The following is a 15,382-nucleotide window of genomic DNA, read 5'->3' as shown; positions in this document are numbered from 1 at the left end:
CATGTCCCCCACAATTATTGCTTTGCTGCTCGCATCGGCAATCATTCATGCTGGCTGGAACGCTCTTGTGAAGGGCAATGACGATCGGCTCTGGTCGATTGCGGTTATCTCAATCTTCGGAGGGATCGCGGCTATTCCTTTCGCAATCATGTTTGGCCTCCCAGCATTGGAAAGCTTGCCGTTCATCGCATTCTCAGCGAGCTTGCAGATTGGATACTGCTTGTTTCTCATTCGCGCATATGACCACGGCGATCTGGCGCAAGTGTACCCGATTGCTCGTGGCAGCGCTCCACTTCTGGTCACAATTGGTGCGGCTATCTTTGCTAGTGAACTGCCAAGCAACATCGCCTTGGTGGGCATTGCCCTTGTGTCTTTGGGTATATTCGCGCTCGCCCTTGGTAAGACGGATGCAAACAGGCAAGCGATCTTCTCCGCATTCGCAGCTGGCGCATTTATTGCGAGCTATATGGTGGTCGATGGGCTTGGTGTGCGCCGATCCGAAAACGCGCTTGGCTATGCGGCGTGGCAAGCGGTTGTTGCGTGCTCTCTTATACCTCTGGCTTTTATCGTCATTCGCCGGAGACTGCCCGCATTTCCGAGGGGGAGGAGTGGGATTTCTATCGCTGTTGCAGGGGCCCTCTCAACACTTTCCTATTGCGTGGCGGTATGGGCAATGGAGCAAACGGCTATGGGAGGCGTATCTGCTTTGCGAGAGACCAGCATCCTTTTTGCAGCCTTATTCAGCGCGTTTGCTCTGCGTGAAAAAGTGACCAAGCGGAAACTGGCCGGAACTGCTCTTGTAGCTGGCGGCGTTATCTGTCTTTCATCAGGATAGTCAGAATGATTGCGCCAATACGAAGGCGTAGATCGGCAGACCTGTTACGCTTTCCTACACCGGCATTTTTGGGATAGGGGGCTGGGTTATGTTGTTTCTCGGTATGCGCCCTTTGACATGTCCCGTCGTTCGCCCTTCGTCGGTCGGACAGCGCACCGCGCGGCGGGGTGATTTTTTACTGCCAGGACCGTGTAACATGCGGTCCATGTCTTATCTAAGCCTCTGTAATCGCTTGATAGCGTCTGAGGCCACTTGATGGAGCTGGAAACCGATATCGAAGGCTGGCCGGCGGGCGAGTGGGAGGCGTTGGCAAAGCGTGCCAGTGAGGCCGTGTGCGGTGTCGCGCCCGAACTTGCCAATCAGCGCCTGTCCACCAGCCTGCTGTTCACCTCCGATGCTGAAGTCCATGCTCTCAACCGCGAATGGCGTGAGCGCGACAAGCCGACAAATGTGCTGAGCTTCCCCATGCTGGAGCGCGAGGCGCTGCTGGGTCTCGCTGCCGATGGGCCGCCCGAAATGCTCGGCGATATCGCGCTCGCGTTTGAGACCTGCAAGCGCGAGGCGGCAGACAAATCCATCCCGCTTGAAAACCACGCAGCCCATCTCATCATCCACGGATTGCTGCATCTGGCAGGCTATGACCATGTGACCAGCGAGGCAGAAGCCGAAGCAATGGAAGCTTTGGAGATAAGCGCTCTTGCAAAACTGGGTATTCCAGACCCATATAACGACAGATCTGCATAGGAGTGATCAGTAGGGGCAATGCCCGATTCCCAATCCACCGCCGGAGAAGCGGAGAGTAGCAGCGGGCTGTTGTCCGCATTTCGCAAATTGCTAAAGCTCGACGATGGCGATCGGTCTTTGCGCGCGCAGCTCGAAGAGGCGATTGACGAGCACGAGGACGAAAACGGCAACACCGCGCCCGATGATGGCAGCGGGGCGGGCAATGGCGATCTGCTGGCGGTTGAGCGGCAGATGCTGCGCAATCTGTTGCACTTTTCCGATCATGACGCCGATGATGTGGCGATCCCGCGTGGCGAGATTGTCGCAGTGGATGCCTCGATCAGCTGGGATGAACTGGTCGCGACCTTCTCGCAGCATGGCCATTCGCGCATTCCGGTGTACCGCGAAACGCTGGATGATGTGATCGGCATGATCCATATCAAGGATGTGTTTCCCTTCCTTGCAGGGGGCAAAACGCCGCCCAGGGATTGGACGGTGCTGATGCGCCAGCCGCTCTATGTGCCGCAGTCGCGCGGGGCGCTCGATGTGCTTGCCGATATGCGCAGCCGCCGGGTGCATCTGGCCATCGTGCTTGATGAGTTTTCCGGAACAGACGGCATCATCACCATCGAAGACCTTGTCGAAGAAATCGTCGGCGAGATTGAGGATGAACACGATGAGACGCCCGAGGCTCTTATTGTGCCCATAGGCGAGGGGATGTGGGACTGCGCAGCCCGCGCCGAATTGGAAGATGTTGCTGAAACAGTCGATCCGCGCCTTGCCGAAGTGACTGAATCGGTGGACACTTTGGGCGGGCTTGCATTCGTGCTGGCAGAACAGGTGCCGCAAGTGGGCCGGATATTGGAGCATCCTTCGGGCTGGCGGATCGAGGTGACAGCGGGCAACGAAACGCATGTGAAGCGCCTGCGATTGCACGCGCCTTCAGTTGAGAATGACTTGCAATAATTGCATTTAGCGCTGCCGCGCGCACATTTTCCTTCGATTTTTTGCATCCATCAGTCTCGACAACCGTAGCTCTTTCGTCAAAGGAGCAAAATCATGCCGTCACGTCGTCTTCCCCCTTGCGCGCGCTCGAAGCGTTTATGCGCACTGTCCGTTTGGGATCAGCCCGTGCAGCGGCTGAGGAGATTGGCCTGTCGCCTTCAGCTTTGTCGCGCCGGATCACCAATCTGGAGGAATTCGTTGGCAAAAAACTGTTCACCCGCGCGCGCCAATCCATGCAGCTCACCGATGAGGGTCAGGCGTTTTACGAAGCGGTGAACCCGCACATGGAAGCGCTTGCGCGCGCGGTGGAAAGCCAATCAGACAACATCTCGCTGCTGCGATTGCGGCTGGGCGTTTTGCCGCTGTTTGGCAGCCAGCGCCTGTTCCCGCGTCTTGGCGAATTGCGCAAACGCCATCCTTTGCTCCACATTGATATCGACACAGGGCCGCATCTGGAAGACCGCGTAGGAGATACTCTGGATGCAGCGATCATCCTGTCACGCGGGCCTGCATCGGGTTTGCATGCGGTGCGGCTTGACCATAATCTCGTCCATGCGATCTGTTCAAAGGACGTGGCGCGCACGGTTGGCGATCATGTGAACGCGCAGAGCCTCGCCAAACAGACCTTCCTTATTCATAACGAATTGCCCGAAAGCTTTGTCGCGTGGAAAGCCGCGCATCAGCTGGAGGATATGGAGCCTTCTGCGATTGACCATTACGATTCCGGGCAATTGATGCTGGAGGCGGCAGCGCAGGGGCTGGGCATTGCGATCATGCATGATGATCACATGCGCCGCGCAGCCGATAACCGGTTGACGGAGTTATCGAAAAAGGACGTCGAGAGCCCGTATAGCTACTGGTTTGTGTGCAAGCCCACCGCGCTTGAGACGCGGCCTGTGCGGCTGTTCCACGATTGGCTGGTGCGCGCGGGGCTGTAATTCAGCGCATCGCAGGTCAAACCTGCGTATCGTCGGGCACTTTAGGGCTGGGCGGCGCTTCGTATCGGATCGGCGGCACGGTGTGGGCAAAGTCGCGCAGCGGCCCGCCTAGCGCATCAATCAATGCCTCCTCGATCCGGCGGCGCGCTTCTTTGCCAATGGCTTTCCGACCGCGAAAATCTTCGGGGCTGAAGGGTTCAAGGAAATTGACGCGCAGTTTGAATGTACCCTTGCGCGCCAGCACACGTTTGGCGTTGTTCAATCCACCTTCTTCGCCAATCCATCCGATCCATTCGGCGATATCGCCATAATCGAGCAGAACCGGCTGAACCAGAACGCCGGGCGGGGGCGGTTCAAGAACGCTGAGCATGCTGGTTTTGAACGGCAGCAGCGATCGGCCATCGGTTGTCGTCCCCTCAGGAAAGACAGTGACCGACCAATTGTCCGCCAGTGCCTCTTTTAGCAGATTGATCTGATCTGCCACGCCCAGACGGTGTTCGCGCTTTACGAAAACGGTGCGGTTCAGCGAGGCAAGCCAGCCGACCAGCGGAGATTGTTCCAGCTCTGCCTTGGCGACGAACGCGGTGCCGCTTGCCCCTGCGAGCGAGAGAATATCGATCCAGGAGACGTGGTTCGACACATAAAACACATCGCGTTTGAGATGGGTGCCAATCGTCTCAACCCGCGCGCCTGAAACGCGCGCGGCATACCGCAGGAACAGCATGGGAAAAGGCGAGCCATAGGCAAAGATACGGTAAGCAAAATGCAGCGGCACAAAGATCAGCATCAGCACGGCAAGCGCGGCAACCCGCACCGACAAACGCAGCCATCCGCCAAATGAAATCGGGGTGGCTTCCCCGCGGGCAGCGGCGACCCGCAATTCCCAATCGCGGGCCTGTGCAGCGGATGCAGTCAGCGGTTTGTCGCCAGTTGGGGTGGGGGAGGATGACACCCCTTAATCCTCACGCGAGAGGCGCACGCCGTACAATTCCATGCGGTGATCGACCAGCCGGTAACCCAGCCGTTCCGCGATTTGACGCTGGAGGCTCTCCACTTCGGGATCAACGAATTCGACGACTCTGCCGGTTTCCACATCGATCAGATGATCGTGATGCGCCTCTGGCACGGGTTCATAGCGCGAGCGGCCATCGCCGAAATCGTGGCGATCCAGAATGCCCGCCTCTTCAAACAGGCGAACGGTGCGATAGACAGTGGCGATAGAGATTTTGGGATCAACCGCTGATGCGCGGCTGTGCAGCAATTCGACATCGGGGTGGTCATCGCTGTCAGACAAGACCTTGGCAATAACACGGCGTTGTTCTGTGATGCGCAGGCCTTTTTCTGCGCATAATTGTTCAAGGTCAATTTTCTGGCTCAACTCACAAGCTCCATTTCACAGCGTGGCCGTGCAGGCCAGCATAACGCTCCCTTGGCAACTGTCCTTAGCCAGACCGGGCGCGCTGCTCAAGGGATGGTGATCGAGCAGGGGGAGGGGATGTGCAAAACCGTGCCACGACGCCAAAGGAGCGGGCTGCGCCCACCGCCCCTTCAGCGTTGTGTTTAATGAGTGAGAACGCTCAGCCTTTATTGCGTCCGCGTCCGCTCCCCGGTTTACGGCCAAGGCCGATTTTCTTTGCGAGATCGCGGCGTTTTTCCGCATAGTTTGGCGCCACCATCGGATAATCGGCAGGCAGGCTCCAGCGTGCGCGATATTCCTCCGGGCTCATATCATAATTGGTGCGCAGATAGCGTTTGAGCATTTTCAGCTTTTTGCCATCTTCGAGGCACACCAGATAATCCGGCTTTACCGAAGCACGAATAGACACTGCCGGTTCTGGCAGCACTTCTTCTTCGGCTTGACCATTTCCCAAATGGGACAGGGCGCCGTAAACGCTGGTAATCAGCTCAGGCACATCGTTTACGGTCACGTCATTATTGCTGACATGAGCCGCGACGATATCGCTGGTGAGCGTGATAAGCGTTTCTTTCATCTCCATTTCCAAATCTTGCATGAGTTCCTCTTTAGTTATCTACTCGGATTTTTCCGATAAATAGCGCATGAACCACGAATGCACTCATTGCAATATGATAACGAATGAAACCGGATGTTTATCTGTCGAAAAAGCGATGAATAGAGATAATCATAGTGACTTTGCAAAAGTAATAGCATCTATTCTGGAGCCATTGGACATACGGTAATATTGGGAGCGCTCACCAATAGGCTGAAATCCGGCCTTGAGATATAAGTGCTCCGCCGGATTACCACGCCGCATTTCGAGGAAGACGCGGGCAGCGCCGCGCGCTTTTGAAGCGGCAAAAAAGGCCTGCATCAGCGCATCACCCAGGCCTGTGCGGCGAAGGCCTGGCAGGACTGCAATCAGCAGCAATTCTTCTTCATCCGCCGCATGGCGCGACAGGACAAAGCCCGCCGCGTCTTGATCAGTTTCTCCATCGGTGATTGCGGTGCCGCGCGCATCAATCAACAGCGCATGCGTGCTGTGCAGCGACAGGGCATCTGCGACCTGCCGGCTATTCCATGCCTCGCCAAATGCGGGATCAAAGGCGGCTTCCATCACCGTCATGATGTGACCGACTTGGGCGGTGCGCGTCATCATTGGGCGGCTTTGCCGGCGGGCTGGGGAGGCGACTGGGCAGGCGACTGGGGGGCGGGTTTTTGCGGGGTCGCATCGGGCGCGCGGCCATAAACGGGCGCGAGATTGGCGGTCAGCACCTCATCGCTTAGCAGATCCGCGTGACGCGCATCGGGCAGGGCGTGGATTGCCCGTTTGTGAGGGGTGAACAGCTTTGCACAATCATCGGCGCGGTTGCCGACAATGGTTTCGTGCACCCGTGTTTGCGCAGCCGCCTCAGGACGTAGGGACTGCGCTTCGGTTTCAGCTCGGCTCTCGCCATCAAAGTTCTGCACGAACCATTCCCCATGCCCGCCATTCATGCACACGGTCAGCGCGCCGCACTTTTCCCCCGACGCGCCCGCCGCCAGCAAGGAAAGCGTGGGATAGCCCAGCACCTGGGCGCCCCAGGCAAAGCCCAATGCGCGTGCGGCCGCGATGCCGATGCGGGTGCCGGTAAAACTGCCGGGCCCAAGCGAGACAAGGATACGCTGCGCACGCCCTTTACCGGGCAGCGCGGCGATCATCGGCACCAAAGCTTCGGCATGGCCGCGGCCCAGCACGCGGTGATCGTGCGCGACCAGACCTTCGCTGCTGAACAGGGCAACAGAGCACGCTTCACTGGCGGTTTCGATGGCAAGTGTCCGCATCGAGAAGCCCGATGCATCAAGGCGGCGGCGGCTGCAAGCGCGGATGCGTCTGCACCCCCACCTTAGCCTGCGCTGACACCCGAACTACACGACGGTGTTGAACGTCTCAAAATCGGGGCGAGGCGAGCGATCAAAAATGCTTTCCGGATCGCCATAGCCGATAGAGCAGATGAAATTCACCCGGTGGCGCGGTTCATCGGAAAAGAACGCAGCATTCACCGCATCAGCATCAAAGCCTGACATCGGTCCGCAATCCAGCCCCACAGCGCGCGCGGCCAAGATCAGATACGCGCCTTGCAAAGAGGAATTGCGAAACGCGCCTTCCTTGCGCCCCTCTTCATCGCCTTCAAACCAGCTTTTGGCATCGGTATGCGGGAACAGCCAGGGAAGCTCTTCGTGAAAATCGATGTCATAGCCGATGATCGCGGTGACCGGCGCAGCTTTGATTTTGTCTTTGTTGCCATCCATCGCGCAGTCGGCAAGCTTGGCTTTTTGCTCATCCGATTTCACCCACACAATACGCGCGGGCTGCATATTGGCAGAAGTGGGCGCCATCTTCATCAGATCCCAGATCGCGCGGCACTGTTCATCCGAAACAGGCTTGTCCAGCCAGTCATTATAGGTGCGCGCTTCGTTGAAAAGCTGATCGAGCGCGGCGTTGGAAAGCACGGTGTCGTGGAATTGCGTGGTCATGGAAATCCTGTGTTTGAAATGAGTTAGGCTGCTCTCACTTCAACAACTTGCGGCACATAATGTTTCAACAAACCTTCGATGCCGTGTTTCAGCGTTGCAGTGCTGGATGGGCAGCCCGCACATGCGCCTTGCAAGGTAAGGTAGACGACCCCGTCCTTAAACCCGCGATAGGCGATATCTCCGCCATCGCCTGCAACCGCCGGGCGCACGCGGGTTTCAAGCAATTCATGAATGGCCGCGATGGTTTCGGCATCCTCTTCGCTGTCTTCGACGGCCATCTGCTCGTCTTCGGCGGGCACTTGAATGCCATCGGCGCTGCCGCCTGCAAACAGGGGCGCCTCGGATACGAAATGATCGAGCAGGATTGCAACGACTTGCGGTTTCAGCGCGCTCCAGTCGCTGCCCGGTGCCGCCGTTACCGTCACAAAATCCCAGCCAAAGAACACGTTGACAACTTCGCCTGTGTCAAAAATGGCCTGAGCCAGCGGGCTTGCCTCTGCCGCTTCGGGTGAGGGGAATTCGCGTGTGCCGCTGGGCATGACGGTGCGGCCCGGCATGAATTTGAGGCTGGACGGGTTGGGCGTGGTTTCGGTTTCGATGAACATGCCAACAATCTAGTGCGCGTGGGGCCTCGCGGCAATGGCGCTTGTCGCAATTTCGCCTTTGCGCACACATTCACTATCCCTTCAGGCCCGCCTCGCCTATATGGCCGGCATGAACCTTTTGAATCGGGCGACAGCCGCCCTTGCATTGCTCGCAGCGCCTTTTGCGCTGTCTCTCCCCGCCCACGCTCAAGAAGCGGCTCAGCCCCAGGTTTATGGCCAGGGCGTGCCAGAGGCGCGCAGCCTTCAAACCGGCGATGAAACCCCGTGGCTGTACCGCGGCAGCGATGTTCCGGTGGATGATCAATGGCTGTTTGGCGAAATGGACAACGGCCTGCGTTATGCCGTGCGCCGCAATGGCGTGCCTCCGCAACAGGTTTCGATCCGGGTGCGTGTGGATGCAGGCTCTTTGCATGAACGCGACGAAGAACAGGGATTTGCCCACCTGCTGGAACATATGCTGTTCCGCGAAAGCAAATATCTCGGCCCCGCCGAAGCGATTGCCGCATGGCAGCGTCTGGGCGCGACCTTTGGCAGCGATGCGAACGCGGAAACCAGCCCCACGCACACCGCGTACAAACTCGACATTCCCAATATCGACCCGGCCAAATTGTCTGAGAGTTTCAAGCTGCTTTCCGGCATGATCCGCGAACCCGTTTTGAACGATGTCAATGTCGCGGCGGAATTGCCGATTGTGCTGGCGGAAAAGCGTGAACGCGGCGGCGCATCAGAGCGCGTGGCAGACCTGTCGCGGCGCACTTTCTTTGCCGGACAAAGACTGGCGACGCGCAATCCCATCGGCACGGTGGAAACATTGAACGCGGCGACAGGAGCCAGCGTTCAGGCGTTTTATGACCGCTGGTACCGTCCTGAAAAAACCGTCATCGTCGTCGCTGGCGATGCCCCTGCCGAAGTGCTTGCGGGCCTGGTTGAGCAATGGTTTGGCGATTGGGAAGGCACAGGCGAAGCAGGCACCGCGCCCGATTTTGGCGATCCTGTGCCCCCTGCGGGCAGCGACGGCGCTGACGCTACGCCAATCGGCGAACTTGCCGTGGGAGTGGAAGCGGACTTGCCGCGCAATCTCACCTATTCGATCCTGCGCCCGTGGCGGCCCGTTCAAGATACGATTGTCTATAACGAAGGCCTGCTGCTTGATGCGGTGGCGCAGGCGATCATCAACAGGCGGCTGGAAACGCGCGCGCGTGCCGGGGGATCATACCTTTATGCGCAGGTGCAGCAGGACGATATCTCGCGTTCAACCGATGCGACATTTGTATCTTTTGCGCCGCTTTCTGATGACTGGCAGACCGCTTTGCGCGATGTGCGCGGAGTGATCGCCGATGCGGTGGCCAACGCGCCAACGCAGGAAGAGATCGACCGCGAAGTGGCCGAATTTGACGTGGTTTTTGCCAATCAGGTTGAACAGGAAAGCGTGCAGGCCGGATCAGAGCTGGCTGACAATATCGTCAACGCTGTCGATATCCGCGAAACGGTCGCCGCTCCTCAGGTGGTGCTGGATGTGTTTCGCGGAATGAAGCAGCGGTTAAACCCGGCAGAAGTGCTCGAACGCACGCAGAAATTGTTCGACGGCGATGTGATGCGCTCTGTCTATGTCACGCCCGCAGCAGGTGAAGCGGATGCGGCAAGTCTGCGGCTGGCGCTTGCGCGGCCAGCGGTCAGCGACAGTTCTGCGCGGCTGGCAGCGCAAACCATATCGTTTGACGAATTGCCCGCCATCGGCACGCCGGGCGAGGTCACCTCGGCTGAGCCTTTGGGCATTCTGGATGTGGAGCAGGTCAATTTCTCCAACGGCACACGCGCTTTGCTGTGGGCGAACAATGCAGAGCCGGGCCGGGTCACGGTAAAGGTCCGTTTTGGTGCCGGTTACCGCGCTTTTGATGAAAGCAATGCGGTCTATGCGCCGCTGGGCAATATGGCGCTGGTGGGATCGGGGCTGGGCGAGCTTGGCCAGAACGAGATTGACCGGCTGGCCACAGGGCGCAAGCTGGGGTTTGATTTTGCGATCAGCGATGCGGTGTTCACTTTTACCGCGCAAACCCGGTCTGATGATGTGGCGGATCAATTGTACCTGTTCGCCGCAAAACTGGGCATGCCGCGCTGGGATGCGGACCCTGTGATCCGCGCCAAGGCTGCGGGCGAATTGGCTTACAATTCCTATGCCACCAGCCCGTCGGGCATCCTCAACCGCGATCTGGAATATATCGCCAGCGGGCGCGATGCGCGCTTTGCAACGCCGGGGCCGGATGCCTTGCGCGATGTGACGCCCGAACGCTTTCGCGAAGTGTGGGAGCCTTTGCTTAAACAGGGCAATATCGAAGTGCTGATTTTTGGCGAATTTGACCGCGATGCGATCGTTCAAAAATTGGCCGAAACCTTTGGCGCACTGCCCGCGCGCGAACCTATTGCGGCAGATATTGCCGCGCGCATTCCCGGCTTTCCTGAGGACACCAGCAGCCCCACGGTTCTGAAACATCGCGGCGATGACAATCAGGCGGCTGCAGTTATCACGTGGCCGTCGGGCGGAGGCATGAAAGCCATTCGCGAATCGCGCCAGCTCGAAATCCTCACTCAGATTTTCAACAACCGTCTGCTTGAGGCTTTGCGTGAAAAGCTGGGCGCGAGTTATTCGCCGCAGGTCTTTTCGCGCTGGCCCACCGATATTGCTGGCGGCGGCCGGATTACCGCGCTCGCTCAGATGGAGCCTCAATTGGTGCCGATCTTCTTTGCCGAAGCGGACCGCATCGCGCGCGATCTGGCAGCCAATCCGCCGACACAGGACGAATTGGCCCGCGTGACAGAGCCGCTGGCGCAATTGGTGCGGCGCGCTTCGACCGGCAATCAGTTCTGGCTGTACAATCTGGAAGGCGCGAGCACCGATCCCCAGCGTGTGTCGCTGCTGCGCACTTTGCTTCAGGATTATTCGCAGACCAGCCCGCAGATCATGCAATTCCTGGCTGATCGGTATTTCGCCCAGCGTTCTCCGCTGAAACTGGCAGTGATCCCGGAAGGGCAGGAATTGGCGCAGGGGACAGCAGATGGTATCGCGCCGTCTGCTCCGCCCACTGCCGATGCTGCGCCAGGGCGCTGATCGGATCGTTCGATCAGTGATCTGAATGGAATAAAGTTGCGGTGCGCTGCCAATACGCTTTACAAATAGAACCCGCGCCGTGTAGCCGCGCGCTCCTGTTGCACTAGGCCGCCAATACAGGCCGCACCCGAATTAGAGAAAGCGAACCCACTCCCATGGCTCAAACATGGACACCTGAAAGCTGGAAAGCCCACGAAGCGCGCCATCTGCCGCATTATGAAGATGCAGCTGAGCTGGCCGAGGCTGAAGAGATCCTCGCCGCCTATCCCCCGCTGGTGTTCGCAGGTGAGGCGCGGGCGCTCAAATCGGACCTGGCCGAGGTTGCCCATGGCAAGGCGTTCTTGCTGCAAGGGGGGGACTGCGCGGAAAGCTTTGCCGAATTTCACCCCAACAATATCCGTGATACGTTTCGCGTGCTGCTGCAAATGGCGGTGGTGCTGACATTTGCGAGCAAGCATCCGGTGATCAAAGTCGGACGCATGGCGGGCCAGTTTGCCAAGCCGCGCTCGGCAGCGACCGAAACCATTGGCGACATGACTTTGCCGAGTTATTTTGGCGACAATATCAACGGGATAGAGTTCACTCCTGAACAGCGCCGCAACGATCCCATGCGCATGGTGCGCGCTTACAGCCAAGCGGCATCAACGCTGAACCTGCTGCGCGCTTTTGCAGGGGGCGGTTATGCCAATTTGCGCCGGGTGCATCAATGGACGCTCGATTTCATGGGCCGCACGCCCTGGGCAGACAAATTCTCGCAAACGGCGGGCCGCATAGGCGAAGCGCTTGATTTTATGGAAGCGTGCGGGGTCGATCCGGCCACCGTCCCGCAATTGCAGGGGACCAGTTTTTACACCAGCCATGAAAGTCTGCTGCTGCCTTACGAACAGGCTTTGACCCGGCAGGATTCGCTGACAGGCGATTGGTATGCGACATCGGCGCATATGCTGTGGATTGGCGATCGCACCCGGTTTGATGGCAGCGCGCATATCGAATTTGCGCGCGGCATCGGCAATCCGCTGGGCATGAAATGCGGACCCTCGCTGGAACCCGATGCCCTGATCCGCTTGCTCGACCAATTGAACCCCGACCGTGAGGCCGGGCGCATCACTCTCATCAGCCGGTTTGGCCATGACAAGGTGGAAGACGGCCTGTCCAAACTTGTGCGCGCGGTTCAGCGCGAAGGGCACCCGGTGGTGTGGAGCTGTGATCCGATGCATGGCAATGTCATCAAATCGGATAGCGGTTTCAAAACGCGCCCCTTCGACCGCATCCTGACAGAAGTGAAAGGGTTCTTCGCCGTCCACCGCGCAGAAGGCACTCATCCCGGCGGCATCCATATCGAGATGACGGGCCAGGACGTGACCGAATGCACTGGCGGCGCGGTTGAAATCACCGATGAAGCTTTGGGCGACCGCTATCGCACCCACTGCGACCCGCGCTTAAATGCGGAACAATCGCTTGAGCTGGCGTTCCTGATTGCCGAAACGCTCAATTCAGAAGTGGGCGAAAAACTGGGCGCGCCAGCCGCCGATGCGGCCTGATCGAACGCTGCGCTAAACCACCGTTTCGGGGGTAAACTACGTAGTTGCCCGCAGGGACACCTGCGCAGGCTCACAAGGGTAAGTTCCTAAAGCTTGGGGCGATGCAAATCGATCTCGCCCCTTTTGCTGGTCCCGGCATGCTGCTCATCCTGTCGCTTGCGCTGGTTTGCGTGGCGGCAGTGGCGCTTGTCACGGTGTTTTCCGCAAGGCGCGAGACGCAAACGGTCGCTAGGCTGGCGCGGGAACGCGCGCGCAAGATGAGCGAATTGCTGCGCACCATGGGCATGGCTGAAAAAATCGCAGGGCTGGGCATCTGGCAATATGATCCGATCACCGGCGCGCAGCAATGGTCACCCGGAATGCGCGAAATGTTTGGCGTGCGCCACAGCGATCCGCTGGTCGAAGGCGATGCGGAAACGCTGCTTTATGCCAATGATGTGGATCTGATCGGCAATGTGGCGAAACGCGCCAATGTCGATGGGCCTTATACGCTAAGCTTTGACATCCACAGCTATGATGGCGGGATGCGCACATTGCGGGTGGAGGCGTGCAATCTGCGCGGGCGCAGCGGCGCGATCAGCCGGGTGGTCGCAGTTCTGCGCGATGTGACCGATGAAAAAGAACGCGTGCGCGAGCTGGAAAAATCGCGCCTGATTGCGGTGAAGGAAGCCAACCACGCGCGCAATCTGGCCGATACCGATGCGCTGACGGGATTGGCCAATCGCCGCCGGGTGATGGCAAAGCTGGATCATTTGGTGGTCGCGGCGCGCAAGAAACAGCATTCGCTGGTGCTGGTGATCTTTGACATCGATCACTTCAAATCGGTGAACGACACCTATGGCCACCCCCAAGGCGACAAAGTGCTCAAACGCGTGGCGCGCATTGCCTCGCAGCAGGCGCGCGATGGCGATCTGGTGGGGCGCGTGGGCGGGGAGGAATTCGTTTGGATCGTGCCAGGCGCAAGCCGCCAATTTGCCAGCACCATGACAGAACGACTGCGACAGGCCATCGCGGCAGGAAGCGCGGTGGGCGATGTGCCGCCGGTGACGATCAGCATGGGCTATGCCGATTTGATGGATGATGACACATCGCTGACCCTGTTCGCCCGCGCGGATGAGGCGCTGTATGATGCCAAGAATTCGGGCCGCAACAAAGTGTGCATGGCTGCTTAGAGGCCGCTTAGCGGCGGCTTACTTGTGCGCATGGGCACCAGTTGCTCACCACATACTGAACCCTTTCAATTGCTTGCAAGTTGCGGCATGGCTTTGCGGACGCGCTGCGCCTCTGTCCCGTTTCGGGATTCGCCCGCAGGACAGGCCGATGCGCGCGAACGGAGAAGCTCCGGAGAACCCCATGCCTCTCACTCAACAGGCAACCTCTTGCGGCCATGACCAATCTTTATCGGCACGCTTTACAGCCACGCGCGCTTTAACGCAGGCGCTGGTCCAGCCGTTAAGCGATGCCGATGCGAGCATTCAGTCGATGGAGGATGCCTCGCCTGCGAAATGGCATCTGGCGCACACGACATGGTTTTGGGAGACATTTCTGCTGCGCGAATATGCGCCGGGTTACCGCCTGTTTAACGATCAATATCCGTTCCTGTTCAATTCCTATTACGAAGCGGAAGGCGCACGGATTGCGCGCGGATCGCGCGGGATGCTTTCGCGTCCGGCGCTTGATGAGATTTTCGAATGGCGCGCGCATATTGATGCTGCGATGGCGCGGCTCTTGGATGATCCGCGCTGCACTGATCTGATCGAACTGGGCATCGCGCACGAACAGCAGCATATTGAATTGCTGCTGACCGATATCAAACACGCATTGTTCCAGAACCCGCTTGGCCCCGCCATGTGGGATGGTGCGCCGGCGCTTTCTTCTGAGCCGCTGAGCCAAATGGGCTGGCATTCGCATCCGGGCGGCGTTGCGCGCATTGGCCATCAGGGGGAGGGGTTCGCCTTTGACAATGAAGGGCCTGAGCACCGCGTTCTGCTGGAACCCTTTGCGCTGGCCGATAGGCTGGTGACCAATGGCGAATGGGCCGAATTTATCGCTGATGGCGGCTATCGGTCCGCCGCGCTCTGGCTGTCCGATGGCTGGGGCTGGGTGCGCGAACACGGGATAACCGCGCCGCTTTACTGGGCGGAAAATGGGGCGGAAGGAGGCGCTGGGGATAAAGACACTGGCCAGCATTTCACCCATCAAGGCTGGCAAAAGCGCGATGCCCATGCGCCCGTCACGCATATCTCGTATTACGAGGCAGATGCCTTTGCGAGCTGGGCGGGATACCGCCTGCCTACAGAATTTGAATGGGAAGCGATCGCGCGCGGACAGGATGCCGCTGGCAGCGCGCAGGCGCATGATGCGGCGCGCGGCAATCAGCTGGATGGCGCTGCCCCTCCGCTGCCCAAAGGCGGCACTGACCTGTTCGGCGATTGCTGGCAATTCACCCGCTCTGCCTATCTGCCGTTTCCGAAATTCGAAGCTGCCAAGGGGGCAGTCGGCGAATATAACGGCAAATTTATGAGCGGGCAGTGCGTCTTGAAAGGCGCAAGCTGCGCCACGGTGCGCGGGTCTTCGCGCGCATCGTACCGCAATTTCTTCTACCCGCATCAGCGCTGGCAATTTACCGGCCTCAGGCTTGCAAAGGACGTATAAC

General features: G+C 58.9%; 15 protein-coding genes. 8 read left to right on the top strand and 7 right to left on the bottom strand.

Annotated elements, in window-relative coordinates; translation table 11 throughout:
- The first annotated feature begins 1 nt into the window (after position 1).
- The 4 genes from AC0V6W_RS02910 (at position 2) to AC0V6W_RS02895 (ending at position 3,501) form a co-directional block, all read left to right on the top strand.
- Positions 2 to 835, top strand: a complete 834-nt coding sequence (locus AC0V6W_RS02910) for an EamA family transporter (protein ID WP_486146972.1) — start codon at positions 2 to 4, stop codon at positions 833 to 835.
- 255 nt (positions 836 to 1,090) lie between these two features.
- Complete coding sequence (ybeY, locus tag AC0V6W_RS02905) at positions 1,091 to 1,579, top strand: rRNA maturation RNase YbeY (RefSeq protein WP_486146970.1); 489 nt, start codon at positions 1,091 to 1,093, stop codon at positions 1,577 to 1,579.
- Between the two features lie 18 nt (positions 1,580 to 1,597).
- The gene (locus AC0V6W_RS02900) at positions 1,598 to 2,524 is read left to right on the top strand and encodes a hemolysin family protein (protein ID WP_486146968.1); all 927 of its coding nucleotides are present in this window, start codon (positions 1,598 to 1,600) and stop codon (positions 2,522 to 2,524) included.
- A gap of 137 nt (positions 2,525 to 2,661) precedes the next feature.
- Positions 2,662 to 3,501, top strand: coding sequence for a LysR family transcriptional regulator (locus AC0V6W_RS02895; RefSeq protein ID WP_486146966.1), 840 nt, complete (start codon positions 2,662 to 2,664; stop codon positions 3,499 to 3,501).
- 16 nt (positions 3,502 to 3,517) lie between these two features.
- On the opposite strand, the gene AC0V6W_RS02890 is transcribed toward AC0V6W_RS02895, so the two are convergent.
- The 7 genes from AC0V6W_RS02890 to AC0V6W_RS02860 form a co-directional block, all read right to left on the bottom strand.
- Complete coding sequence (locus tag AC0V6W_RS02890) at positions 3,518 to 4,453, bottom strand: lysophospholipid acyltransferase family protein (protein WP_486146964.1); 936 nt, start codon at positions 4,451 to 4,453, stop codon at positions 3,518 to 3,520.
- Positions 4,454 to 4,456: 3 nt separating this feature from the next.
- The gene (locus AC0V6W_RS02885; protein WP_486146963.1) at positions 4,457 to 4,879 is read right to left on the bottom strand and encodes a Fur family transcriptional regulator; all 423 of its coding nucleotides are present in this window, start codon (positions 4,877 to 4,879) and stop codon (positions 4,457 to 4,459) included.
- 199 nt (positions 4,880 to 5,078) lie between these two features.
- Positions 5,079 to 5,513 carry a Ros/MucR family transcriptional regulator gene (locus AC0V6W_RS02880; RefSeq protein ID WP_486146961.1) on the bottom strand — a complete coding sequence of 145 codons (435 nt, stop codon included), beginning with the start codon at positions 5,511 to 5,513 and terminating at the stop codon, positions 5,079 to 5,081.
- A 129-nt stretch (positions 5,514 to 5,642) separates the two neighbouring features.
- A complete protein-coding gene (locus AC0V6W_RS02875; RefSeq protein ID WP_486146959.1) occupies positions 5,643 to 6,116 on the bottom strand; it encodes a GNAT family N-acetyltransferase in 474 nt (157 codons plus the stop codon).
- Positions 6,113 to 6,781, bottom strand: coding sequence for a tRNA (adenosine(37)-N6)-threonylcarbamoyltransferase complex dimerization subunit type 1 TsaB (tsaB, locus tag AC0V6W_RS02870; protein WP_486146957.1), 669 nt, complete (start codon positions 6,779 to 6,781; stop codon positions 6,113 to 6,115). The genes AC0V6W_RS02875 and tsaB overlap by 4 nt, the downstream gene beginning before the upstream one ends.
- A gap of 84 nt (positions 6,782 to 6,865) precedes the next feature.
- Positions 6,866 to 7,474 carry a malonic semialdehyde reductase gene (locus tag AC0V6W_RS02865; protein WP_486146955.1) on the bottom strand — a complete coding sequence of 203 codons (609 nt, stop codon included), beginning with the start codon at positions 7,472 to 7,474 and terminating at the stop codon, positions 6,866 to 6,868.
- A gap of 23 nt (positions 7,475 to 7,497) precedes the next feature.
- Positions 7,498 to 8,079, bottom strand: a complete 582-nt coding sequence (locus AC0V6W_RS02860; protein ID WP_486146953.1) for a NifU family protein — start codon at positions 8,077 to 8,079, stop codon at positions 7,498 to 7,500.
- Positions 8,080 to 8,188: 109 nt separating this feature from the next.
- Between AC0V6W_RS02860 and AC0V6W_RS02855 the strand changes: the two genes are divergently transcribed.
- The 4 genes from AC0V6W_RS02855 (at position 8,189) to egtB (ending at position 15,381) form a co-directional block, all read left to right on the top strand.
- Positions 8,189 to 11,185, top strand: a complete 2,997-nt coding sequence (locus AC0V6W_RS02855) for a M16 family metallopeptidase (protein WP_486151443.1) — start codon at positions 8,189 to 8,191, stop codon at positions 11,183 to 11,185.
- Between the two features lie 155 nt (positions 11,186 to 11,340).
- The gene (locus AC0V6W_RS02850; protein ID WP_486146951.1) at positions 11,341 to 12,726 is read left to right on the top strand and encodes a class II 3-deoxy-7-phosphoheptulonate synthase; all 1,386 of its coding nucleotides are present in this window, start codon (positions 11,341 to 11,343) and stop codon (positions 12,724 to 12,726) included.
- A gap of 101 nt (positions 12,727 to 12,827) precedes the next feature.
- Positions 12,828 to 13,898: a sensor domain-containing diguanylate cyclase gene (locus AC0V6W_RS02845; RefSeq protein WP_486146949.1), complete on the top strand. Its 1,071-nt coding sequence runs from the start codon at positions 12,828 to 12,830 to the stop codon at positions 13,896 to 13,898.
- A 181-nt stretch (positions 13,899 to 14,079) separates the two neighbouring features.
- Complete coding sequence (egtB, locus tag AC0V6W_RS02840) at positions 14,080 to 15,381, top strand: ergothioneine biosynthesis protein EgtB (protein WP_486146947.1); 1,302 nt, start codon at positions 14,080 to 14,082, stop codon at positions 15,379 to 15,381.
- Position 15,382 lies beyond the last annotated feature (1 nt).

Source organism: Erythrobacter sp. JB1-7 (genome assembly GCF_057365015.1).
This window is presented reverse-complemented; position numbering and strand designations above follow the sequence as displayed.

Coding starts and splice junctions, on each gene's coding strand:
- AC0V6W_RS02865 (WP_486146955.1), bottom strand. CDS start 7,474: ATGACCACGCAATTCCACGACACCGTGCTTTCCAACGCCGCGCTCGAT.
- AC0V6W_RS02910 (WP_486146972.1), top strand. CDS start 2: ATGTCCCCCACAATTATTGCTTTGCTGCTCGCATCGGCAATCATTCAT.
- AC0V6W_RS02850 (WP_486146951.1), top strand. CDS start 11,341: ATGGCTCAAACATGGACACCTGAAAGCTGGAAAGCCCACGAAGCGCGC.
- ybeY (WP_486146970.1), top strand. CDS start 1,091: ATGGAGCTGGAAACCGATATCGAAGGCTGGCCGGCGGGCGAGTGGGAG.
- AC0V6W_RS02900 (WP_486146968.1), top strand. CDS start 1,598: ATGCCCGATTCCCAATCCACCGCCGGAGAAGCGGAGAGTAGCAGCGGG.
- egtB (WP_486146947.1), top strand. CDS start 14,080: ATGCCTCTCACTCAACAGGCAACCTCTTGCGGCCATGACCAATCTTTA.
- AC0V6W_RS02880 (WP_486146961.1), bottom strand. CDS start 5,513: ATGCAAGATTTGGAAATGGAGATGAAAGAAACGCTTATCACGCTCACC.
- tsaB (WP_486146957.1), bottom strand. CDS start 6,781: ATGCGGACACTTGCCATCGAAACCGCCAGTGAAGCGTGCTCTGTTGCC.
- AC0V6W_RS02860 (WP_486146953.1), bottom strand. CDS start 8,079: ATGTTCATCGAAACCGAAACCACGCCCAACCCGTCCAGCCTCAAATTC.
- AC0V6W_RS02875 (WP_486146959.1), bottom strand. CDS start 6,116: ATGATGACGCGCACCGCCCAAGTCGGTCACATCATGACGGTGATGGAA.
- AC0V6W_RS02895 (WP_486146966.1), top strand. CDS start 2,662: ATGCGCACTGTCCGTTTGGGATCAGCCCGTGCAGCGGCTGAGGAGATT.
- AC0V6W_RS02855 (WP_486151443.1), top strand. CDS start 8,189: ATGAACCTTTTGAATCGGGCGACAGCCGCCCTTGCATTGCTCGCAGCG.
- AC0V6W_RS02845 (WP_486146949.1), top strand. CDS start 12,828: ATGCAAATCGATCTCGCCCCTTTTGCTGGTCCCGGCATGCTGCTCATC.